This window comes from Pseudomonas sp. Ant30-3, assembly GCF_000690905.1.
In the GTDB taxonomy this organism is placed as follows: Bacteria; Pseudomonadota; Gammaproteobacteria; order Pseudomonadales; family Pseudomonadaceae; genus Aquipseudomonas.
This window is the reverse complement of the sequence record NZ_JMCL01000044.1, coordinates 24,185-46,181: the sequence shown is the minus strand read 5'-3', so window position 1 is coordinate 46,181 and position 21,997 is coordinate 24,185. Positions and strand designations below refer to the sequence as shown.

General features: G+C 58.6%; 20 protein-coding genes and 1 tRNA gene. 12 read left to right on the top strand and 9 right to left on the bottom strand.

Annotated elements, in window-relative coordinates; genetic code table 11:
- The first annotated feature begins 15 nt into the window (after positions 1-15).
- The 12 genes from arcD (at position 16) to DU29_RS0112000 (ending at position 14,622) form a co-directional block, all read left to right on the top strand.
- The gene (gene arcD, locus DU29_RS0112055) at positions 16-1,443 is read left to right on the top strand and encodes an arginine-ornithine antiporter (RefSeq protein ID WP_028621937.1); all 1,428 of its coding nucleotides are present in this window, start codon (positions 16-18) and stop codon (positions 1,441-1,443) included.
- 35 nt (positions 1,444-1,478) lie between these two features.
- Positions 1,479-2,735 carry an arginine deiminase gene (gene arcA / locus DU29_RS0112050; RefSeq protein WP_028621936.1) on the top strand — a complete coding sequence of 419 codons (1,257 nt, stop codon included), beginning with the start codon at positions 1,479-1,481 and terminating at the stop codon, positions 2,733-2,735.
- 199 nt (positions 2,736-2,934) lie between these two features.
- On the top strand, positions 2,935-3,945 hold the full coding sequence (locus tag DU29_RS0112045; RefSeq protein ID WP_028621935.1) for an ornithine carbamoyltransferase: 1,011 nt from the start codon (positions 2,935-2,937) through the stop codon (positions 3,943-3,945).
- A 151-nt stretch (positions 3,946-4,096) separates the two neighbouring features.
- Positions 4,097-5,026, top strand: coding sequence for a carbamate kinase (arcC, locus tag DU29_RS0112040; RefSeq protein WP_028621934.1), 930 nt, complete (start codon positions 4,097-4,099; stop codon positions 5,024-5,026).
- A gap of 12 nt (positions 5,027-5,038) precedes the next feature.
- Positions 5,039-5,401: a DUF5064 family protein gene (locus tag DU29_RS0112035; RefSeq protein ID WP_028621933.1), complete on the top strand. Its 363-nt coding sequence runs from the start codon at positions 5,039-5,041 to the stop codon at positions 5,399-5,401.
- 135 nt (positions 5,402-5,536) lie between these two features.
- A complete protein-coding gene (locus tag DU29_RS0112030; RefSeq protein ID WP_028621932.1) occupies positions 5,537-7,045 on the top strand; it encodes a sigma-54-dependent transcriptional regulator in 1,509 nt (502 codons plus the stop codon).
- A 418-nt stretch (positions 7,046-7,463) separates the two neighbouring features.
- Positions 7,464-7,847, top strand: coding sequence for a glycine cleavage system protein GcvH (gene gcvH, locus DU29_RS0112025; RefSeq protein WP_028621931.1), 384 nt, complete (start codon positions 7,464-7,466; stop codon positions 7,845-7,847).
- Positions 7,848-7,858: 11 nt separating this feature from the next.
- Positions 7,859-10,723 (top strand): aminomethyl-transferring glycine dehydrogenase, encoded by a 2,865-nt coding sequence (gcvP, locus tag DU29_RS0112020; RefSeq protein ID WP_028621930.1) that lies wholly within the window; start codon positions 7,859-7,861, stop codon positions 10,721-10,723.
- A 156-nt stretch (positions 10,724-10,879) separates the two neighbouring features.
- Positions 10,880-12,256, top strand: coding sequence for an L-serine ammonia-lyase (locus DU29_RS0112015; RefSeq protein WP_028621929.1), 1,377 nt, complete (start codon positions 10,880-10,882; stop codon positions 12,254-12,256).
- Between the two features lie 41 nt (positions 12,257-12,297).
- Complete coding sequence (gene gcvT / locus DU29_RS0112010) at positions 12,298-13,422, top strand: glycine cleavage system aminomethyltransferase GcvT (protein WP_028621928.1); 1,125 nt, start codon at positions 12,298-12,300, stop codon at positions 13,420-13,422.
- 401 nt (positions 13,423-13,823) lie between these two features.
- Positions 13,824-14,036, top strand: a complete 213-nt coding sequence (locus DU29_RS0112005) for a cold-shock protein (protein WP_003175786.1) — start codon at positions 13,824-13,826, stop codon at positions 14,034-14,036.
- 97 nt (positions 14,037-14,133) lie between these two features.
- Positions 14,134-14,622 (top strand): RDD family protein, encoded by a 489-nt coding sequence (locus DU29_RS0112000; RefSeq protein WP_028621927.1) that lies wholly within the window; start codon positions 14,134-14,136, stop codon positions 14,620-14,622.
- A 148-nt stretch (positions 14,623-14,770) separates the two neighbouring features.
- Here the strand turns inward: DU29_RS0112000 and nadA are convergent, their stop codons facing one another.
- The 9 genes from nadA to tolR form a co-directional block, all read right to left on the bottom strand.
- Entirely contained in the window at positions 14,771-15,829 is a 1,059-nt protein-coding gene (gene nadA / locus DU29_RS0111995; RefSeq protein WP_028621926.1) for a quinolinate synthase NadA, read from the bottom strand.
- A gap of 273 nt (positions 15,830-16,102) precedes the next feature.
- Positions 16,103-16,178 (bottom strand) — tRNA-Lys (locus DU29_RS0111990).
- A gap of 63 nt (positions 16,179-16,241) precedes the next feature.
- On the bottom strand, positions 16,242-16,934 hold the full coding sequence (gene queC / locus DU29_RS0111985; RefSeq protein ID WP_028621925.1) for a 7-cyano-7-deazaguanine synthase QueC: 693 nt from the start codon (positions 16,932-16,934) through the stop codon (positions 16,242-16,244).
- A 1-nt stretch (position 16,935) separates the two neighbouring features.
- Complete coding sequence (gene queE / locus DU29_RS0111980; protein ID WP_028621924.1) at positions 16,936-17,583, bottom strand: 7-carboxy-7-deazaguanine synthase QueE; 648 nt, start codon at positions 17,581-17,583, stop codon at positions 16,936-16,938.
- 166 nt (positions 17,584-17,749) lie between these two features.
- Positions 17,750-18,586 carry a tol-pal system protein YbgF gene (gene ybgF / locus DU29_RS0111975; protein WP_028621923.1) on the bottom strand — a complete coding sequence of 279 codons (837 nt, stop codon included), beginning with the start codon at positions 18,584-18,586 and terminating at the stop codon, positions 17,750-17,752.
- Between the two features lie 6 nt (positions 18,587-18,592).
- Complete coding sequence (pal, locus tag DU29_RS0111970; RefSeq protein WP_028621922.1) at positions 18,593-19,093, bottom strand: peptidoglycan-associated lipoprotein Pal; 501 nt, start codon at positions 19,091-19,093, stop codon at positions 18,593-18,595.
- 55 nt (positions 19,094-19,148) lie between these two features.
- Positions 19,149-20,399: a Tol-Pal system beta propeller repeat protein TolB gene (gene tolB / locus DU29_RS0111965; RefSeq protein WP_442961292.1), complete on the bottom strand. Its 1,251-nt coding sequence runs from the start codon at positions 20,397-20,399 to the stop codon at positions 19,149-19,151.
- A 47-nt stretch (positions 20,400-20,446) separates the two neighbouring features.
- Entirely contained in the window at positions 20,447-21,526 is a 1,080-nt protein-coding gene (gene tolA / locus DU29_RS0111960) for a cell envelope integrity protein TolA (RefSeq protein ID WP_028621920.1), read from the bottom strand.
- Positions 21,526-21,978, bottom strand: a complete 453-nt coding sequence (tolR, locus tag DU29_RS0111955; protein ID WP_161781290.1) for a protein TolR — start codon at positions 21,976-21,978, stop codon at positions 21,526-21,528. The genes tolA and tolR overlap by 1 nt, the downstream gene beginning before the upstream one ends.
- Positions 21,979-21,997 lie beyond the last annotated feature (19 nt).

Genomic DNA, 21,997 nt, shown 5'->3' with positions numbered 1-21,997 from the left:
GCACGGAGTCATGCAATGTCTGAATCCCCTGGAAAACTGAAACTCGGCGCACTGGTCGCGCTGGTGGTCGGCTCAATGATTGGCGGCGGTATTTTCTCTTTGCCGCAAAACATGGCCGCCAGTGCCGACGTTGGCGCCGTGCTGATCGGCTGGGCCATCACCGCGGTGGGCATGCTGACCCTGGCGTTTGTGTTCCAGACACTGGCCAATCGCAAGCCTGATCTGGACGGCGGGGTCTATGCCTACGCCAAGGCCGGTTTCGGCGATTACATGGGTTTCTCGTCGGCCTGGGGTTACTGGATCAGTGCGTGGCTGGGCAACGTCGGTTACTTCGTTTTGCTATTCAGCACGCTGGGTTACTTTTTTCCGATCTTTGGCGAAGGCAATACCGTCGCCGCCGTAATAGGTGCTTCGTTGCTGCTGTGGGCCGTGCACTTCCTGGTGCTGCGCGGGATCAGGGAAGCGGCGTTCATCAACCTCGTGACCACGGTCGCCAAGATCGTGCCGCTGGTGCTGTTTGTTCTGATCGCCATTTTCGCGTTCAAACTGGACATTTTCACCGCCGACATCTGGGGCGTGAAAAACCCCGACCTGGGCAGCGTGATGAACCAGGTGCGCAACATGATGCTGGTCACCGTCTGGGTGTTCATCGGCATTGAAGGCGCGAGCATCTTCTCGGCCCGGGCGGAAAAACGCAGCGACGTCGGCAAGGCCACCGTGATCGGTTTCATTACGGTGCTGCTGTTCCTGATGCTGGTGAACGTGCTGTCGCTGGGCATCATGACCCAACCGGAACTGGCGAAACTGCAGAACCCTTCGATGGCCGCCGTGCTGGAACATGTGGTCGGGCATTGGGGTGCGGTGTTGATCAGCGTCGGCCTGATCATTTCCCTGCTTGGCGCGTTGCTGTCGTGGGTGCTGCTGTGTGCGGAGATCATGTTTGCCGCCGCCAAGGACCACACCATGCCGGCGTTCCTGCGCAAGGAAAACGCCAACCACGTGCCGGTCAACGCCTTGTGGCTGACCAACGCAATGGTCCAGCTGTTCCTCATCATCACGCTGTTTTCAGCCAGTACTTATCTGTCGCTGATCTACCTCGCCACCTCGATGATTCTGGTCCCGTACCTGTGGTCGGCGGCTTACGCCCTGCTGCTGGCGGTGCGTGGCGAGACTTATGAAAGTGCGCCAGGCGAACGGCGCAAAGATCTGCTGATCGGCGGTATCGCCCTTGTCTATGCAGTCTGGCTGCTCTACGCCGGTGGCACCAAATACCTGCTGCTCTCGGCACTGCTGTATGCGCCCGGCGCGATCCTGTTCGCCAAGGCCAAGCTTGAAGTCAACAAACCGGTTTTCACCAACGTCGAGAAGCTGATTTTCGCCGCTGTTGTCGTCGGCGCCCTGGTGGCGGCCTACGGTCTCTATGACGGCTTCCTGACCCTGTAACACCCGACTTATATGTCATCTGGAGGATCACTGTAATGACCACGGAAAAAGCTAAGTACGGCGTACATTCCGAAGCCGGCAAACTGCGCAAAGTCATGGTTTGCTCCCCCGGCCTGGCCCACCAGCGGCTGACCCCGAACAACTGTGACGAACTGCTGTTCGACGATGTGCTGTGGGTTGCCCAGGCCAAGCGTGACCATTTCGACTTCGTCACCAAAATGCGCGAGCGCGGGATCGACGTGCTGGAAATGCACAACCTGCTGACCGACATCGTCGCGATGCCTGAAGCGCTGGACTGGATTCTGGACCGTAAAGTCACCGCCGATTCGGTGGGCCTGGGTCTGATCAACGAAGTGAAATCCTGGTTGCGCAGCCTCGAGCCGCGGCACATCGCCGAGTTCCTCATCGGCGGCGTGTCGGCCGATGACCTGCCAGACAGTTTCGGCGGCAAGACCATCCAGATGTTCCGCGATTTCCTCGGCCACTCCAGCTTCATTCTGCCGCCGTTGCCCAACACCCAGTTCACCCGCGATACCACCTGCTGGATCTATGGTGGCGTGACGCTGAACCCGATGTACTGGCCGGCGCGCCGTCAGGAAACCTTGCTGACGACCGCCATCTACAAATTCCACCCGCAGTTTACCAACGCCGACTTCGAAATCTGGTACGGCGACCCGGACAAGGATCACGGCAGCGCCACCCTTGAAGGCGGCGACGTGATGCCGATCGGTAACGGCGTGGTGTTGATCGGCATGGGCGAACGTTCGTCGCGCCAGGCCATTGGCCAACTGGCACTGAACCTGTTCAAGAATAAAGCCGTAGAAAAGGTGATCGTCGCCGGTCTGCCGAAGTCTCGCGCAGCGATGCACCTGGATACCGTCTTCAGTTTCTGCGACCGCGACCTGGTGACGATCTTCCCGGAAGTGGTCAACCAGATCGTCGCGTTCACCCTGCGACCCGATGAAAGCAAACAGGGCGGCATCGACATTCGCCGCGAAGAAACCAACTTCCTCGACACCGTGGCCGCCGCGCTCAACCTCAAAGCGTTGCGCGTCGTGGAAACCGGCGGCAACAGCTTCGCCGCCGAACGCGAGCAATGGGACGACGGCAACAACGTGGTGGCCGTGGAACCAGGCGTGGTCATCGGCTACGACCGCAACACCTACACCAACACACTGCTGCGCAAGGCCGGCGTGGAAGTCATCACCATCAGCGCCGGCGAACTCGGCCGCGGTCGTGGCGGCGGCCATTGCATGACCTGCCCGATCATTCGCGACCCTATCGACTATTAATTTTTTCGACAAATGACGCCCCGGCGCTGTGAAAGCGTAGCGAGCGCAGGAAAGACAAGGCAAAAACAGGCGAGGAAGCGGAGTCTACTGCTTGTAAATGAGCATTCCGAGCCTGTTTTTAACGCAGTATTTCGTGCGTAGCGCCGAAGGCGCACAGCCTGCAGTAGCTTTCACAGTGTCGGGCAAGGAGATCCAAATCATGGCTTTTAACATGCGCAACCGCAGCCTGCTCTCGCTGATGCACCACACCACCCGCGAGCTGAATTACCTGCTGGACCTTTCCCGTGACCTCAAGCGCGCCAAATACACCGGTACCGAGCGTCCACACCTGAAGGGCAAGAACATCGCGCTGATCTTCGAGAAGACTTCGACCCGCACCCGTTGTGCCTTCGAAGTGGCGGCCCACGACCAAGGCGCTCACGTCACCTACATCGACCCGGTGTCGTCGCAGATCGGTCACAAGGAAAGCATGAAGGACACTGCCCGCGTGCTCGGGCGGATGTTCGACGCGATCGAGTACCGTGGCTTTGCGCAGGAGATCGTCGAAGAGCTGGCCAAGTTTGCCGGCGTGCCGGTATTCAACGGCCTGACTGCTGAATTCCACCCGACGCAAATGATCGCCGACACCCTGACCATGCGCGAACACAGCGACAAACCGCTGCATCAGATCAGCTACGCCTACTTGGGCGATGCGCGCTACAACATGGGCAATTCATTGCTGATGATCGGCGCCAAACTGGGCATGGATGTGCGCATCGCCGCACCGAAAGCGCTGTGGCCGTCCCAGGATTTCATCGACCAGTGCAAAGGTTTTGCCGAAGAAAGCGGCGCACGCATCACCATCACTGAAGACCCGAAAGCGGCGGTCAAGGATGTCGACTTCATCCACACCGATATCTGGGTGTCGATGGGCGAGCCGGTGGAAGCGTGGGATGAACGCATCGAGCAATTGCTGCCGTACCAGGTCAACGCCGACATGATGAAAGCATCGGGCAACCCGCGGGTGAAATTCATGCACTGCCTGCCGGCGTTCCACAACAGCGAAACCAAGGTCGGCAAGGACATCGCCGCGCGCTATCCACACCTGGCCAATGGCGTTGAAGTAACGGAAGAAGTCTTCGAATCGCCGGCCAACATCGCCTTCGAGCAAGCGGAAAACCGCATGCACACCATCAAGGCGATTCTGGTCTCGGCGCTGGCGGATATCTGAGGATCAATGCGGTTGGCTCTTTGTGGGAGCGTGGCTTGCCCGCGATAGGATCACCTCCGAGTACCTGATACACCGAGGTGTCTGCATCGCGGGCAAGCCACGCGCCCACAGGAACTGTGTTGCCCGTACCCTTTTCTGAAAGGACAGCATTATGCGTATCGTCGTCGCCCTGGGCGGTAACGCCCTGCTCCGCCGTGGTGAACCCATGACTGCGGACAATCAACGCGCCAATATTCGCGTCGCCACCGAACAAATCGCCCGCATCCACGCCGGCAACGAACTCGTCATCGCCCATGGCAATGGCCCGCAGGTCGGGCTGCTGTCACTGCAAGCGGCTGCTTACACCTCCGTTTCACCTTACCCGCTGGACGTACTCGGTGCCGAAACCGAAGGCATGATCGGCTATATCATCGAACAGGAACTCGGCAATCTGCTGGATTTCGAAGTGCCGTTCGCCACCCTGCTCACTCAGGTTGAAGTCGACGCCAACGACCCGGCTTTCCAGAACCCGACCAAACCGATCGGGCCGGTGTACGGCAAGGCCGAAGCGGAGAAACTCGCCGCCGAGAAAGGCTGGGCGATTGCCCCGGACGGCGATAAATTCCGCCGGGTGGTGGCCAGTCCGAGACCGAAACGCATCTTCGAAATCCGTCCGATCAAATGGCTGCTGGAAAAAGGCAGTATCGTGATTTGCGCAGGGGGCGGCGGGATTCCGACGATGTACGGTCCGCAAGGAAAACTGCAAGGCGTGGAAGCGGTGATCGACAAGGATCTGTGCTCGGCGCTGCTGGCCGAACAGCTCGACAGTGATTTGCTGGTGATCGCCACCGACGTCAACGCGGCCTATATCGACTTCGGCAAACCGACGCAAAAAGCTATCGGCCAGGCGCACCCGGACGAAATGGAAAAACTCGGCTTCGCCGCCGGCTCCATGGGGCCCAAGGTCCAGGCCGCCTGCGAATTCGCCCGCCATACTGGAAAAACTGCCGTGATCGGTTCACTCTCGGACATCGAAGCAATCGTCCAGGGCACGGCCGGCACGCGCATCAGCACGGCGAAACCTGGCATTACCTATCTATAAGGAGAGCCGTCAATGGCAACGTTCGAGCCCGGTCACTTGCATATCGAGCGTCATGCGCTGACCCCTGATGATGTCAGCTACAACGTGCACCTCGATTATGAGGTCGAGCAGGATCCCGATAAAGGTAAAGGCATACAGTTCACCCTGCATGGGAGCATGCAGGGAAAGGACATGACGGAGACCTTCTTTCTGCCCAAAGTGGAAGCTTACAACTTTGCCAAAAACGTAACGGAAATCGCCGAGAAGTACGGCATACCGAAGGCACACAGCCAGATCGGCTCGGTTCACAAACATTACGATATGATGTTTGAAGACATCCGCCAGAAGCTGGACATGAAATCCGGCGACCCGGTAGACCTCGCGAACTTCGAATAGCGGTCCCCCGCACTCCCGCATCCCTGTAGGAGCCGGCTTGCTGGCTCCTACGGTGGATTGCATCTGCGGATTTCACCATTCACCCGCCCCAAGGCATACTTGCCACCCTCCGCACTCCAGAACCCGAACCGCCCCATGCGTATCCACGTCAGCTTCATCGACCGCGTCGGCATTACCCAGGAAGTCCTGGCCTTGCTCGGTGGGCGCAATCTCAATCTGGATGCGGTGGAAATGGTTCCGCCAAACGTCTACATCGACGCGCCGACCCTGAGTCCCGAAGTGCTCGAAGAATTGCGCGATGCGTTGCTCAGCGTGCGCGGCGTGCAGGCGATGACCGTGGTCGACATCCTTCCCGGTCAGCGCCGGCACTTGCAGCTTGATGCGTTGCTAGCCGCGATGACCGACCCGGTCCTGGCCGTGGACAGTGCCGGCAAAGTTTTGCTGGCGAACCCGGCGCTGATTTCCCTGTACGGACGCGAACCCGCCGGTGAAAGCGTCGCCGACCTTTTCGCCGACCCGGCGCTGCTCGATGCCCTGCTGGAAAACGGTTTCCGCCTGCCGCTGCGCGAGATCACCGTCAACGGCCAGACCCTGTTGCTCGACGCCACACCGATCACCGACGCCGGCGCCCTGCTCACGCTGTATCAACCGAACCGCATCGGCGAACGTCTCTCTGCGCTGCACCATGACCATGCAGAAGGGTTCGATGCGCTGCTCGGCGAATCCCCGGCGATCCGAACGCTGAAGGCCCGCGCGCAACGCGTGGCGGCACTCGATGCGCCGCTGTTGATTCAAGGCGAAACCGGCACCGGCAAAGAATTGGTCGCCCGCGCCTGCCATGCGATCAGTGCCCGGCACAGTTCGCCGTTCCTCGCGCTGAACTGCGCGGCATTGCCGGAGAACCTCGCCGAAAGCGAGCTGTTCGGCTATGCCCCTGGCGCTTTCACCGGGGCGCAACGCGGTGGCAAGCCGGGGCTGATGGAACTGGCCAACCAGGGCACGGTGTTTCTCGATGAGATCGGCGAGATGTCGCCTTACCTGCAGGCCAAATTGCTGCGCTTTCTCAACGACGGCAGCTTCCGACGGGTAGGTGGCGATCGTGAGGTCAAGGTCAACGTGCGGATCCTCAGCGCGACCCACCGCAACCTGGAAAAAATGGTCAGCGAGGGCACCTTCCGCGAAGACCTGTTTTACCGCCTCAACGTTCTTAACGTGGAAGTACCGCCGTTGCGCGAGCGCGGTCAGGACATTCTGTTGCTCGCGCGCTACTTCATGCAGCAGGCCTGTGCGCAGATCCAGCGGCCGGTCTGTCGCCTGGCGCCGGGCACCTACCCTGCCCTGCTGGACAACCGTTGGCCGGGCAATGTGCGGCAATTGCAAAACGTGATTTTCCGCGCGGCGGCGATTTGCGATAGCAGCCTGGTGGACATCGGCGATCTCGACATTGCCGGCACCTCGGTGGCGCGGCAGAACGACGGCGAAATCGACAGCCTGGAACAGGCGGTTGAAGCGTTCGAAAAAACCCTGCTGGAAAAACTCTACGTCAGTTATCCCTCGACCCGCCAACTGGCCAGTCGCCTGCAAACCTCGCACACCGCAATTGCCCATCGGCTGCGCAAGTATGGGATTCCGAACAAGCCGTAATTGCAGGTTATCCAAGAACTGTAGGAGCCGGCTTGCTGGCGATGGCCTCTCCTCGGTCTGACAGATGCCCCGTGGTGATGCTATCGCCAGCAAGCCGGCTCCTACGGGGTTGGCTATATTAGTCTGAAAACGACCTCCACTGTACTGAAAGCGCTACAGCGGAACGATATCGCTACACAACCCTCCGGCTGCGCCTGCGCAAGGCTTTGATCCTCCTAAGCTTTTTTCCCTCTGCCAACCTGGAGCGATTTCGCTACAAGCGCATTCTGTCTGATTCCTTTGTGAACCGCCAATCCATTGAAATATAAGAATAAATACACATTGGCAGTGATCTTGCTAGCTTCTACGCCATCAATCCGGGTTCATGCCCAGGTATTTATCGCGTCCACCAGACGAGTCTGGCCCCTTAGGAGTTTCCATGAGCGAGTTGCGTTTTACTGAAGATCACGAATGGCTGCGCACAGAAGCTGATGGCACGGTCACCGTCGGCATCACCGCTTTCGCGCAGAACGCCTTGGGCGACGTGGTTTTCGTACAACTGCCGGAGCTACAGTCCTACGCCAAAGGCGCTGAAGCCTCTACCGTGGAATCGGTCAAAGCAGCCAGCGGCGTCTACATGCCACTCGACGGTGAAGTGCTGGAAGTGAACCCGGCACTCGACAGCAGTCCGGAACTGGTCAACGAAGACCCGCTGGGCGAAGGCTGGTTCTTCCGCTTTCAGCCATCCGACGCGTCAGCCGTCGCCAAACTGCTCGATCAAGACGCGTACGACCGTCTGATCAAAGCCAACGCCGAAGCCTGAGGAGCGCCGACATGACTCAAGTAAATCCAGCTGCAAACATAAGCACCGCCAACGAGTTCATCGCGCGCCACATCGGCCCGCGCGCAGGCGATGAGCAAGCCATGCTCAACAGCCTCGGTTTCGACTCCCTGGAAGCCCTGAGCGCCAGCGTCATTCCGGAGAGCATCAAAGGCACCAGCGTGCTGGGCATGGACGACGGACTGAGCGAAGCCGATGCACTGGCGATGATCAAAGGCATCGCTGGCAAAAACCAATTGTTCAAGACCTACATCGGCCAGGGTTACTATGGCACTCACACGCCGTCGCCGATCCTGCGCAACCTGCTGGAAAACCCGGCCTGGTACACCGCTTACACGCCTTACCAGCCAGAAATTTCGCAAGGTCGTCTGGAAGCGCTGTTGAACTTCCAGACCCTGATCAGCGACCTCACCGGCCTGCCGATCGCCAACGCCTCGCTGCTCGACGAAGCCACCGCCGCTGCCGAGGCCATGACCTTCTGCAAACGCCTGAGCAAGAACAAAGGCAGCCACGCGTTTTTTGCTTCGGTGCATTGCCACCCGCAAACAATCGATGTATTGCGCACCCGTGCCGAGCCTCTGGGCATCGACGTGGTAGTCGGCGACGAGCTCGAACTGACTGACGTAACCCCGTTCTTCGGCGCTCTTCTGCAGTACCCGGCGAGCAACGGTGATGTCTTCGATTATCGCGAACTGACCGAACGCTTCCACGCTGCCAACGCACTGGTCGCAGTCGCCGCCGACCTGCTGGCCCTGACCGTGCTGACCCCGCCGGGCGAGTTCGGCGCCGATGTAGCCATCGGTAGCGCGCAACGTTTCGGCGTGCCGCTGGGCTTCGGTGGTCCGCACGCGGCGTACTTCTCCACCAAGGATGCGTTCAAGCGCGACATGCCCGGCCGTCTGGTCGGTGTTTCCGTGGACCGTTTCGGCAAACCGGCACTGCGCCTGGCAATGCAGACCCGCGAGCAACATATCCGCCGCGAGAAAGCCACCAGCAACATCTGCACCGCTCAGGTCCTACTGGCCAACATCGCCAGCATGTACGCCGTTTATCACGGCCCGAAAGGCCTCACGCAGATTGCCAAGCGCATTCATCACCTGACTGCGATTCTGGCCAAAGGCCTGAGCGCACTGGGTCTGCACGTCGAGCAGGCAAGCTTCTTCGACACCCTGACGGTTAAAACCGGCGCGCAAACTGCGGCGCTGCACGACAAGGCGCGTGCCGCGCAGATCAACCTGCGAGTGATCGATGGCGAACGCCTGGGTCTGTCCCTCGACGAAACTACGTCGCAAACGGACATCGAAACCCTGTGGAACCTGTTCGCCGAAGGCAAAACCCAGCCGGAATTCGCCGCCCTCGCCGCGTCGGTCGTCAGTGCGATCCCGGCCACGCTGGTTCGTCAATCGCCGATCCTCAGCCATCCGGTGTTCAATCGTTATCACTCGGAAACCGAGCTGATGCGCTACCTGCGCAAACTCGCCGACAAGGACCTCGCGCTGGATCGCACCATGATCCCGCTCGGCTCCTGCACCATGAAACTCAACGCCGCCAGCGAAATGATCCCGGTCACCTGGGCTGAATTCGGTGCTCTGCACCCGTTCGCTCCGGCCGAGCAAAGCGCCGGTTACCAGCAACTGACCGACGAACTGGAAGCGATGCTCTGTGCCGCCACCGGTTACGACTCGATCTCGCTGCAACCGAACGCTGGTTCCCAGGGTGAATACGCTGGTCTGCTGGCGATTCGTGCCTATCACCAGAGCCGTGGCGATGACCGTCGCGACATCTGCCTGATCCCGTCGTCCGCCCACGGCACCAACCCGGCCACCGCCAACATGGCCGGCATGCGCGTGGTCGTGACCGCGTGCGATGCGCGCGGCAACGTGGACATCGAAGACCTGCGCGCCAAGGCCATCGAGCACCGCGAACACCTCGCTGCGCTGATGATCACCTACCCGTCGACTCACGGCGTGTTCGAAGAAGGTATCCGCGAAATCTGCGGCATCATTCACGACAACGGCGGCCAGGTGTACATCGACGGCGCCAACATGAACGCGATGGTCGGCCTCTGCGCGCCGGGCAAGTTTGGCGGCGACGTGTCGCACCTGAACCTGCACAAAACCTTCTGCATCCCCCACGGCGGTGGCGGCCCGGGCGTTGGTCCGATTGGGGTGAAATCGCACCTGACGCCATTCCTGCCGGGCCACGCCCACATGGACCGCAAGGAAGGCGCGGTGTGTGCGGCGCCGTTCGGCAGCGCGAGCATCCTGCCGATCACCTGGATGTACATTCGGATGATGGGCGGCGCGGGTCTGAAACGCGCTTCGCAACTGGCGATCCTCAACGCCAACTACATTTCCCGTCGTCTTGAAGAACACTATCCAGTGCTCTACACCGGCAGCAACGGGCTGGTCGCGCACGAGTGCATCCTTGATCTGCGTCCGTTGAAAGACAGCAGCGGCATCAGCGTCGATGACGTGGCCAAGCGTTTGATCGACTTCGGTTTCCACGCCCCGACCATGTCGTTCCCGGTCGCTGGCACGCTGATGATCGAACCGACCGAAAGCGAATCCAAAGAAGAACTGGACCGCTTCTGCGACGCGATGATTCGCATCCGCGACGAAATTCGCGCAGTGGAAAACGGCACCCTGGACAAGCAGGACAACCCGCTGAAAAACGCTCCGCACACGGCTGCGGAGATCGTTGGCGAATGGACGCATCCGTATAGCCGTGAGCAAGCGGTTTATCCGGTCGCATCGCTGATCGAAGGCAAATACTGGCCACCGGTCGGTCGCGTCGACAACGTGTTTGGCGATCGCAACCTGGTGTGCGCCTGCCCGTCGATCGAAAGCTACGCTTAAACCTGAGGGGGCCGCACCGCCGGCCCCTTGTAGGAGCAAGCTTGCTCGCGATCAACGATGACGCGGTTCGCCAGATGGACCGCGTCATGGCTATCGCGAGCAAGCTTGCTCCTACGGTTTTGCGCTGCATCTATAACAAGAAACCGGAGAACAACCATGGCGTTAAGCGTGTTCGACCTGTTCAAAATTGGCATCGGCCCCTCCAGTTCCCACACCGTCGGCCCGATGCGCGCTGCTGCGCGTTTTGTCGAAGGCTTGCGCCGGGAGAGTCTTCTGGCCGCCACCGCCAGCGTCAAAGTCGAGCTTTACGGCTCACTCGGCGCTACCGGCAAAGGCCACGGCAGTGACAAGGCTGTGTTGCTCGGCCTGGAAGGCGAACACCCGGACACCGTGGATACGGAAACGGTCGCCGCACGTCTTAAGGACATTCGCGGCAACGGCCGTCTGAACCTGCTCGGCGAACACAGCATTGCGTTCAATGAGAAAGAACACCTGGCGATGATTCGCAAACCGTTGGCCTATCACCCCAACGGCATGATTTTTCGCGCATTCGATGCGGCCGGATTACAGATTCGCAGCCGCGAATATTACTCGGTGGGCGGCGGCTTTGTGGTCGATGAAGACGCGGCCGGGGCTGATCGCATCGTTGAAGACGCTACGCCGCTGACCTTCCCTTTCAAAAGTGCCAAAGACCTTCTCGTTCATTGCGCCACCTACGGGCTGTCGATCAGCCAGGTGATGCTGACCAACGAAAGTGCCTGGCGTCCGGAGGCAGAAACCCGCGCCGGCCTGTTGAAAATCTGGCAGGTCATGCAGGACTGCGTCACGGCTGGATGTCGTAACGAAGGCATCCTGCCGGGCGGTCTCAAGGTAAAACGCCGCGCCGCTGCGCTGCATGCCCAACTGTGCAAGAACCCGGAATCGGCACTGCGCGATCCACTCTCCGTGCTGGACTGGGTCAACCTCTACGCGCTGGCGGTCAACGAAGAAAACGCCAACGGCGGACGCGTGGTCACTGCACCCACCAACGGTGCGGCCGGGATCATTCCGGCGGTACTGCATTACTACATGCGCTTCATCCCCGGCGCGAATGAGGACGGCGTTGTGCGGTTTCTGCTGACCGCCGCAGCCATCGGCATTCTTTACAAGGAAAACGCCTCGATTTCCGGCGCCGAAGTCGGTTGCCAGGGCGAGGTCGGCGTCGCCTGCTCGATGGCGGCCGGTGCGTTGTGTGAAGTGCTCGGCGGCAGCGTGCAGCAAGTGGAAAACGCTGCGGAAATCGGCATGGAACACAACCTCGGCCTGACCTGCGACCCGATTGGCGGACTGGTTCAAGTGCCCTGCATCGAACGCAACGCCATGGGCTCGGTCAAGGCGATCAATGCCGTGCGCATGGCCCTGCGCGGCGACGGTCAGCACTTCGTCTCGCTCGACAAGGTCATCCGCACCATGCGCCAGACCGGCGCCGACATGAAAAGCAAATACAAGGAAACCGCCCGTGGCGGTTTGGCGGTCAACATTATCGAGTGCTGATGCGCGCTCACTGCATCTGCACACTTTTTCAGGAGCTGGATATGTCCACCGAACACTTGTTGAAAACCCCGTTGCACGCACTGCACATCGAACTCGGCGCCCGCATGGTGCCTTTTGCCGGCTATGACATGCCCGTGCAGTACCCGCTGGGCGTGATGAAGGAACACCAGCACACCCGTGATCAAGCCGGGTTGTTCGATGTATCGCACATGGGCCAGATCCGCCTGACCGGTACCAATGCCGCCAAAGCCCTGGAAAGCCTGGTGCCGGTGGACATTATTGATCTGCCCGTGGGCATGCAGCGTTACGCGATGTTCACCAACGAAAACGGCGGCATTCTCGACGACCTGATGGTCGCCAACCTGGGTGACGATGAGTTGTTTCTGGTGGTTAACGCGGCGTGCAAGGATCAGGACCTGGCGCACCTGCAACGACACATCGGCGAACACTGCACCATCGAGCCGCTGTTTGAGGAGCGGGCTTTGCTGGCCTTGCAAGGCCCGGTCGCCGTCACCGTCCTCGCCCGTCTGGCGCCGGAAGTGACGAAGATGACCTTTATGCAGTTCACCCGCGTGAAACTGCTGGGCGTGGACTGTTTCGTCAGCCGTTCGGGCTACACCGGCGAAGACGGTTTCGAAATCTCTGTCCCTGCCGCCAATGCCGAAGCCCTGGCCCGCGCACTGCTCGCGGAACCCGAAGTCGCCGCCATCGGCCTCGGCGCCCGTGACTCTCTGCGCCTGGAAGCCGGCCTCTGCCTTTACGGTCACGACATGAACACCGACACCACTCCGATTGAGGCGAGCCTGCTGTGGGCGATCTCCAAGCCACGTCGCGCCGATGGTGTGCGGGCAGGTGGATTCCCGGGTGCCGAAAGCGTGTTCGTGCAACAGCAAGCCGGGGTCAACCGCAAACGTGTCGGCCTGCTGCCTCAGGAACGCACGCCCGTGCGTGAGGGTGCAGAAATCGTCAATGAAGCAGGCGACGTTATCGGTGCTGTGTGCAGCGGCGGCTTCGGTCCGACGCTGAGCGCGCCGTTGGCCATGGGCTACGTGGACACTGCCCACACCTCGCTCGACACGCCGGTCTGGGCCATCGTCCGAGGGAAAAAGGTACCTCTGCTCGTAAGCAAAATGCCATTTGTTCCACAACGCTACTATCGTGGCTGATTGACTGTTTCAATAAGTAACGCAGTTGCGTTACAGTGCACTACTGTGTAACGCAACTGCCATAAAACAGTGCACGACCTTTGCTTTTAGTTTCAATTTTGAACTTCGCTTATAACGATCGAAAACATTTGAACGGCAGGAACGTATAAGCAGCACTAGTGAATCGACTAGTGCCAGCAACGCGAGCAAAACCGGGCCTCTGACGGGGCTTGTTTTTTCTCCTGTAGTTGGCGTAGAGTTTGTTCACTGTGTTTGCATGGGTCGCTTGAAATCGTGACCTGGGCAGTAGCCTACAAGTTAGCTACATCCCGTTCGACGTATTCTTACTCTCCTGCAACCAGCCCCAGTACTCTTTCACAAGAAGGAGACTGTCATTAATTTAGCGTCAAAGGAAATAAGAAATGTCCCAACGTCAGAGCGGTACCGTCAAGTGGTTTAACGACGAGAAAGGTTTTGGTTTTATCACTCCAGAAAGCGGGCCGGATCTGTTCGTGCATTTCCGCGCGATTCAGGGCAACGGCTTCAAAAGCCTCAAAGAAGGTCAGAAAGTGACCTTCGTTGCAGTGCAGGGCCAGAAAGGCATGCAGGCTGATGAGGTTCAGGCAGAAGCTTAATCTTCTGTAACGAAAAAGCCCCTGATGCTGACATCAGGGGCTTTTTTATGCGCGTAAATCCGTAAAATGGCGTTCCCCTTTGAACGAGAGCCGTGCCATGTCGAAACATCTGCTGCAACCCCAGGGGGAATTTCCCGCCGCGACCCTGGGTCGTCGTCTGGCAGCGATGTTTTACGATTTCCTCTTGTGCACTGCCCTGCTGATCGTCACCGGCGGCGTGTACAAGATGATTCAGATGGCGATCATCGGCGAAGAGAGAATGCGCGCGCTGACCGACGCGGGTGCGCTGGACGGCGACCCGTTGCTGTCTACGGTGTTGTTGTTTGTGTTGTTCGGATTCTTTGCCAAGTTCTGGACCTGGTCAGGTCAGACCCTGGGCATGCAAGTGTGGTCGATTCGCGTGCAGAATGCGGACGGCTCATCGATCAGTCTGTGGCAGGCGCTGTTGCGATTTGTGGTGTCAATCGCTTCGCTGCTGTGTGTCGGGCTCGGGTTCTTCTGGTCGGCCTTCGACCAACAGAAGCGCAGCTGGCATGACATGTATTCCAACACGCAGCTTGTACGTATTCCGAAGAAGACCAAGTGATTGTAAAGAGCAAAAATCACTGTGGGAGCGAGCCTGCTCTGGGCGGCATTCCGACGAAGACGGCATATCAGCAAACACTAATGTCGACTGACACTCCCTCTTCGCGAGCAGGCTCGCTCCCACAGTTTTGCGACTTGACTGACAAACCTCAGGCGTTACCGGCCAATTTCATCCGCGCAGCCTGGGTAAATTCCAGCATTCGTTTCAACGGTCGAATCGCCTGCGGAATCAATGCCGGATCCACGAAGATCTCGTTCGACCCCTCCTTCAAGCTCTTCAGCGTACGCTCAAGTGTATTCATCGCCATCCACGGGCAATGTGCGCAACTGCGGCACGCTGCGCCGTTACCTGCCGTGGGCGCTTCGATGAATACTTTGTCCGGGCACAGCTGCTGCATCTTGTAGAAAATGCCGCGATCGGTGGCCACGATCAGCGTCTTGTTCGGCAGGCTCTGTGCAGCAGCAATCAATTGACTGGTGGAACCCACAGCGTCCGCCAGGTCGATGACCGCGGTCGGTGACTCCGGGTGCACCAGGATCGCGGCGTCCGGGTACAACGCCTTCATGTCTTCGAGCTGCTTGGATTTGAACTCTTCGTGAACGATGCATGCACCGTCCCACAGAAGCATGTCCGCGCCGGTCTTGCGCTGGATGTAGGTACCCAGATGCTTGTCCGGACCCCAGATAATCGTTTCGCCGTTGTCCATCAGGCTTTCGACGATTTCCAGCGCGCAGCTCGACGTCACTACCCAATCCGCCCGGGCTTTGACCGCTGCCGAGGTGTTGGCGTAAACCACCACGGTACGTTCCGGGTGCTGATCGCAAAATGCCGAGAACTCGTCCACCGGGCAACCCAGGTCCAGCGAACAGGTCGCTTCCAGGGTCGGCATCAATACACGTTTTTCGGGATTGAGGATTTTGGCCGTCTCGCCCATGAATTTCACGCCAGCGACCACAACAGTCTTGGCCGGGTGAGCATTGCCGAAGCGGGCCATCTCCAGCGAATCTGAGACACAGCCACCGGTTTCTTCGGCCAGGGCCTGAATAACCGGATCACAATAGAAGTGGGCAACCAGCACCGCGTCCTGAGCCTTGAGCTCGGCAGCAATGGCGGCACGATAATGAGCCTCTTCCTCAGCCGTCAGCGGCTTGGGCTGCTTGGCGTCGAGGTGGGCTTGAACCAGAAGGCGTTCGGAAATCTGCGTCATGTTCGCAAGACCTGCAGGCGCATTCGCGCGAAAGTCGAGTATACACCCGGCTCCGGACCCTTCAGGGGTACCGCCGGGAGAGTGAGTATCATCAGGCACGGACAACGGTGAGGCTGCGCAAGGCTACAGAATATCCCGAGGATGCAAAAGATGAATCTGACCTGTGTCACGCAGTACAGCTCTGGATCAGTTCGAACTCAAATCGCGGGCAAAAAAAAATCCGGAAATCCTCACTTGCGTGGGCCTTCCAGACTTTTAAAACTGCTACAAAAATGGTGGGTCGTGTGGGATTCGAACCTACGACCAATTGGTTAAAAGCCAACTGCTCTACCAACTGAGCTAACGACCCGCTGTGTGGTGGCGCGTATAATACTGATTTCTAAGGACTATTCAACACTTAATTTGAAATAAATCAAAAATAAGGGGTTGGATCGCTGACGCCGGCCGCCGCAAAGCCTTCTGCGCGCAGCCTGCAGCTGTCGCATTTAGCGCATGCACGGCCATCATCGTCAGCCTGGTAGCAGGAAACTGTGAGGCCATAGTCGACGCCCAGCTTCACGCCCGCCTGGACGATCTGCGCTTTGCTCAGGTTCTGCAGTGGTGCCTGAATGCGGAAGCCGTTGCCTTCTACGCCAGCCTTGGTTGCCAGGTTGGCCATGCGCTCGAAAGACTCGATAAACTCAGGTCGGCAATCCGGGTAGCCGGAATAGTCAACGGCATTGACACCAATAAAGATGTCGCGCGCGCCGAGCACTTCTGCCCAGCCCAACGCCAGAGACAGGAATACCGTGTTGCGCGCTGGCACATAAGTGACCGGGATACCCTCTCCCAGCTCCTCTGGAATGTCGATACTGTTATCCGTCAGTGCCGAGCCGCCCATACCGTCCAGGTTGAGGCCGATCACCTTGTGCTCGACCACACCGAGGTCGCGGGCGACACGCGCGGCGGCGTGCAATTCGGCATGAGAGCGTTGCCCGTAATCGAAGCTCATGGTGTAGCAGCTGTAGCCTTCGGCGCGGGCCATGGCCACCACGGTAGCTGAGTCAAGGCCACCGGACAGCAGGATTACCGCACGTTTTTCGGCAGTGTTCAGTTGTTCAGTCATATCAGCGCCCCGGCTCATCATTCCAAAGATATTTATGCAGCTGCAATTGCAGACGCACTGGCAAGTTGTCGGCCACGACCCAATCCGCCAGTTCGCGCGCATTCAAGTCATGGTGACTTGGCGAGAACAGGACTTCGCCGGCACGTCGGTCCAGGCCGTACTGAATCAGCTTGGAAACGGCCCAGTCGTAGTCTTCCCGCGAGCAGATGACAAACTTAACCTGATCGTTCGGCGTCAGCAGTTCGATGTTCTCGTAGCGATTGCGGTGAGCTTCTTTCGAGCCCGGCGTTTTCAGATCGACAACGCGACTGACCCGGGAATCTACCGCCGAGATATCGAGTGCACCACTGGTTTCCAGTGACACTTCGTAACCGGCGTCGCACAACTGCTTGAGTAATGGAATGGCGTTGGGCTGAGCCAATGGCTCGCCGCCCGTGACGCAAACGTAGCGCGGACGAAAACCAGCCACCTGCTCGAGGATATCGTCGAGCGAGCGTACAGTACCGCCACTGAATGCATAGGCGCTGTCACAGTATTGGCAGCGCAGGGGACAACCGGTCAGGCGCACAAAAACAGTAGGCAGCCCGGCCGTTCGCGTTTCACCCTGTAACGAGTAAAAAACTTCGGTAATTCTCAATGTGTCTTGCATAGTCGCCACGGGCGTAACAGCTAAACAGGCTGTCCGCCTCCGTCAGGCACTTCGAGAAACCCCGCCAACGCGCAGGCTTCAGGAAGCGTGGTTCAGAAAAAGGGCGTGAATTCTAACGAAAAAACCCGCGACAAGCGCGGGTTTCTTCGAAATCAGTCAAGCAGCCTTACATACGCTGCAGATCGCGCTGGGCGAGCTGAGCAGCGGAAGTGCCCGGATACTGCGACACCACCTGCTGCAGAATGCCTTTGACCTTGTCGGCATGACCAAGGCGGCGTTCTACATCAGCCAGCTTGTACAGCGAATCAGGCACTTTGTTGTGCTTGGGATACAGCTGCGAAACCTTGGCAAACGCCTGACCTGCACCTTGCAGATCGCCTTTCGCCAGGTTGACTTCGCCCAACCAGTACTGGGCATTACCCGAGTACTGACTGTTCGGGTATTTGCGCAGGAAAGCGGCGAAGGCCTGACTGGCCTTGTCGAAATCCTTGGCTTTGATCAAGTCGAAGGCTGCATCGTAATACAGTTTTTCCTTCGCCGGATCGGCCGGTTCGCTACCCGCAGGCGGTGCAGTGGCAGCGGCGGCCGCCCCTGCACCAGCTGCTGCACCGGCGGCACCAGGATCACCACCGGTTGAAGAATTCTCAGGAGTTGCGGCTGGTGCTACGCCGGATCCTATGCGCCGATCAAGATCCTGGTATCGCTCCAGGCTTTCCTGCTTCATGCGCGCTACATCGTTTTGCAGAACTTCGATGATGCCTTGTTGGCGCGAGATCTGCTCCTGCATCGATTGCAGTTGGTTGAACAGCTCGCCCTGTGCCGAGACAGGGGCCGAAACCCCTCCCCCGGCATAGGCGCCGTTCGTACCGTAACCCGCAGGCGGATAACTACTCCCGCTATTGTTATAGCCGGTATTGTTGTCGACCACAGGAACCGCAGCCCACACCGCAAGCGGTGCGAGGCTGAGGGCCAAAACAGTTACAGCACGACGGCACGTTCGCATGGCGAATTACTTACGCAGTTCGACGCGACGGTTTTGAGCCCAGGACTGCTCGTCGTTGCCGGTAGCAACTGGACGCTCTTCGCCGTAGGAAACCAGTTCCAGCTGAGCTGGGGAAACACCTTGCAGTACCAGGTAGCGCTGAACGGCTTTCGCACGACGCTCGCCCAGTGCCATGTTGTACTCACGAGTACCACGTTCGTCGGTGTTGCCTTCCAGAACAACGCGAGCGCCGTTTGCTTTCAGGTCTTTGGCGTGAACGTCCAGAGCGCGCATGGCTTCTGGCTTCAGGTCCGAACTGTCGTATTCGAAGTAGAAGGTGGTGATCGCGCGCAGAGCAGCTTCTTCGCTCAGGGAACCGTCAACGGCACCGGTATTTGCGCCGTAACCAGCGTTTGGATCAACAGCTGCGCCTTCACCGGCATTGTCGCCGCCTTTAGACGAGCAACCAACGGCTACGGACAAAGCCAGAGCCAGAGCAGCAAACTTACCAAACTTCAGCATTTCCATCGTAAAACTCCTAATGAACCCCAATGTGTGTCAAGTAAAACGGTAAAGCGCCGCGTCAGTTCAGGTAAGGGGACCAGGAAGGTTCTCTGACTTCGCCTTGTGCGGTAGGAAGCGGGAGCCTTACGCGTCCATTAATGGACACGAGCATCAAGACTCCCCGGCCCTGCTGGCGGGTGGCGTAGATTACCATGGTGCCGTTGGGCGCAACAGTAGGCGACTCGTCCAGAGTGCTATCAGTTAGAATTTTTACACTTCCGCGCTGCAAATCCTGGGCCGCGACCTTGAAATTAGTGAAGCCATCCTGACGATGGATCATCACGAGGGTCTTTTCATCGGCCGAAAGCTTTGGATTTGCGTTGTAGTTACCGATAAAGGTCACGCGCTCCGCACCACCACCACTTGCACTGGTTTTGTAGATTTGCGGTTTGCCGCCACGGTCGGAAGTGAAATAGATGGTCGAACCATCCTTGCCCCAGAACGGTTCGGTGTTAATGCCGGGACCGTTAGTGACGCGAGTGATCTGACGCGAACCCAGGTTCATCACATAAATGTCCGGGTTACCGTCTTTCGACAGCACGAACGCCAGGCGATTGCCATCCGGCGACCAGGCTGGTGCGCCGTTCAGGCCTTCGAAGTTGGTGATCTGCTCACGGCGACCGGTGTCGATGTTCTGCATGAAGATGCGCGGACGCTTCTGTTCAAACGACACGTAGGCGATGCGCTTGCCATCCGGTGCAAACCGCGGCGACAGGATCGGCTCGCGCGATTGCAGCAGAGTCACGGCGCGCGCACCGTCGTAGTCCGAACGTTGCAGCGTGTAACGCGTGTTCTTCTCGGAGAAACGCTCAGCCGTTACATACAGCAGACGCGTCGAGAACGCACCTTTGATACCGGTGAGTTTTTCGAACGACTGGTCGGAGATGTAGTGCGACATGTCACGCAACTGGTCAACACTGCCCGACACGCTGCCGGTAAGCACTTGCTGCTCGGTAGCGACGTTGAACAAAGCGTATTGAACCTGCAGGCGACCGCCCGCGGGAGCAATGCTGCCAACCATGACGTACTGGGCACCCAGCGCCTTGAAGTCGCGGAAGATGATTTCGCTGGCCTGGCTTGGCTGGCTGATCATGTTCTGTTTTGGAATCGGTGCGTAGTAACCCGAGTTGCGCAGGTCATTGCCGATGATCTCGGCCATGTCGTCCGGCAGCACGCTGCCGCCCTGGTTGCCAAACGGTACGATAGCGATCGGCGCAGCGCGGTCACTGCCGCTGGTGACCAAAATGTTTTTTTCATCGGCTGTCGCCATACCTGCCAGGCAGCAGATAACGACAAGCATTCCTCGAAGAAGGTTTCTCACAAGGCTAGATCCTCAGGTGTGAATGTCATCTTGAATGAACGATACGGAGCGAAATCACTCGGCTTCATTCCCTGCATTTCTGTCAAACGTCCAATATTCTTGACCGCCGCAACTGCTGAAGCGTCAAACGGTCCGTCGCCACTGGACTTGGCCACGCTGACCGAAGTCACCGTACCGTCCGGCAACATGCCGATTTGCAACACGACCGTCATGCCTTTGCGCGCCGAAGGAGGACGAGCCCAGCCTTCCGCTGCACGGGCACGAATCAAATCATCGAAACTGCCGGCGACTTCGTCACCCTGCTCATCTGCCAGGGCCTGTTGACGCTGTGGCGTGTCGGAAAGCAGATCAGCCAAGGCCTGAGCCTTTTTCTCTTCGGCGGATTTGCGTGCCGCTTCCTGCGATTTTTTCTTCGCAGCATCGGCAGCAGCTTTCTTCTTCGCGTCTTCGGCGACTTTCTTCTTCGCCTCTTCAGCGTCGGATTTCTTCTTGGCGTCTTCTGCGGCTTTCTTCTTGGCGTCTTCGACGATCTTTTTCTTCGCCTCTTCCGCCGCCGCTTTCTTGGCCTCTTCTTCTGCAGCTTTTTTGGCTTCTTCTTCAGATTTTTTCTTGGCTATATCAGCCAGCTGTTTCTCTTCGACCTTTTTGGCTTCGGCGGTCTTCTTGGCTTCATCGGCTTTCTTGGCTTCGTCAGCCTTTTTAGCCTCTTCCGCTTTCTTGGTCTCGTCGGCCTTCTTGGATTCTTCGGCTTTTTGAGCCGCATATTCCTTCTTTTGTTCCGCGGCCTTGATCGCTTCCTGCTCGATCTTTTTCTGTTCCATCTGTTCGACTTCAGTCTGGCGCGCGGCGGATTTCTTCGCCTCACCCGCAATCTTCTGATTGGTCTGGGTGGTCGCCTGACTTTTCGATTTCAGTTGATACAGGGTTGCCTGGACAATCGGCTTGGCCGGCGGCAGTTCCGGTGTGAAGGCGAAACTGACGAACAGCATGCCGAACACCAACACGTGCAGGAAGATCGCCCAGACACTAGGCCAGAAGTAGCTTTCCGAGGCGGACGGCTCTCGCATTTGCTGCATCAGGGCGCCTCGGTAATCAAGCCAACATTACCGACCCCGGCTTTCTGCAATCCGCCCATGGCACCCATGACGGCGCCGTAATCGACAGTCTTGTCGCCACGAATGAAGACCTGAGTGCGCTTGCCGCCTTCGGTGCCGGCGCGAATGATTTTGGTCACCGCGTCAGTCATCTGCGGCAAGGTCATGGCCTTGTCCTGCTGCTTTTCGGTGTCGACTTCGCTGCCAAGGTTCCAGTAATAGGTCTTGTCAGCCTTGATCGAAATGGTCAGGACCTGGGTGTTGTTGTCCTGCGGCAAGGCTTCGCTGGAAACCTTGGGCAGATCAACTTTCACGCCCTGATTGAGCATCGGCGCGGTCACCATGAAGATGACCAGCAGTACCAACATCACGTCGATGTAAGGCACTACGTTCATCTCGGCAACCGGCTTGCGCTTTTTGCGAGCTCGAGCGATTAAAGCCATTGGAAATTAC

Excerpts from the sequence above, each read along its gene's own strand:
- DU29_RS0112045 (WP_028621935.1), top strand. The coding sequence starts at position 2,935 with ATGGCTTTTAACATGCGCAACCGCAGCCTGCTCTCGCTGATGCACCAC.
- gcvH (WP_028621931.1), top strand. The coding sequence starts at position 7,464 with ATGAGCGAGTTGCGTTTTACTGAAGATCACGAATGGCTGCGCACAGAA.
- gcvP (WP_028621930.1), top strand. The coding sequence starts at position 7,859 with ATGACTCAAGTAAATCCAGCTGCAAACATAAGCACCGCCAACGAGTTC.
- ybgF (WP_028621923.1), bottom strand. The coding sequence starts at position 18,586 with ATGCGAACGTGCCGTCGTGCTGTAACTGTTTTGGCCCTCAGCCTCGCA.
- pal (WP_028621922.1), bottom strand. The coding sequence starts at position 19,093 with ATGGAAATGCTGAAGTTTGGTAAGTTTGCTGCTCTGGCTCTGGCTTTG.
- tolB (WP_442961292.1), bottom strand. The coding sequence starts at position 20,399 with ATGGCGACAGCCGATGAAAAAAACATTTTGGTCACCAGCGGCAGTGAC.
- queE (WP_028621924.1), bottom strand. The coding sequence starts at position 17,583 with ATGCAAGACACATTGAGAATTACCGAAGTTTTTTACTCGTTACAGGGT.
- arcC (WP_028621934.1), top strand. The coding sequence starts at position 4,097 with ATGCGTATCGTCGTCGCCCTGGGCGGTAACGCCCTGCTCCGCCGTGGT.
- queC (WP_028621925.1), bottom strand. The coding sequence starts at position 16,934 with ATGACTGAACAACTGAACACTGCCGAAAAACGTGCGGTAATCCTGCTG.
- nadA (WP_028621926.1), bottom strand. The coding sequence starts at position 15,829 with ATGACGCAGATTTCCGAACGCCTTCTGGTTCAAGCCCACCTCGACGCC.
- tolA (WP_028621920.1), bottom strand. The coding sequence starts at position 21,526 with ATGCAGCAAATGCGAGAGCCGTCCGCCTCGGAAAGCTACTTCTGGCCT.
- arcA (WP_028621936.1), top strand. The coding sequence starts at position 1,479 with ATGACCACGGAAAAAGCTAAGTACGGCGTACATTCCGAAGCCGGCAAA.
- DU29_RS0112035 (WP_028621933.1), top strand. The coding sequence starts at position 5,039 with ATGGCAACGTTCGAGCCCGGTCACTTGCATATCGAGCGTCATGCGCTG.
- DU29_RS0112005 (WP_003175786.1), top strand. The coding sequence starts at position 13,824 with ATGTCCCAACGTCAGAGCGGTACCGTCAAGTGGTTTAACGACGAGAAA.
- gcvT (WP_028621928.1), top strand. The coding sequence starts at position 12,298 with ATGTCCACCGAACACTTGTTGAAAACCCCGTTGCACGCACTGCACATC.
- DU29_RS0112015 (WP_028621929.1), top strand. The coding sequence starts at position 10,880 with ATGGCGTTAAGCGTGTTCGACCTGTTCAAAATTGGCATCGGCCCCTCC.
- DU29_RS0112000 (WP_028621927.1), top strand. The coding sequence starts at position 14,134 with ATGTCGAAACATCTGCTGCAACCCCAGGGGGAATTTCCCGCCGCGACC.
- arcD (WP_028621937.1), top strand. The coding sequence starts at position 16 with ATGTCTGAATCCCCTGGAAAACTGAAACTCGGCGCACTGGTCGCGCTG.
- DU29_RS0112030 (WP_028621932.1), top strand. The coding sequence starts at position 5,537 with ATGCGTATCCACGTCAGCTTCATCGACCGCGTCGGCATTACCCAGGAA.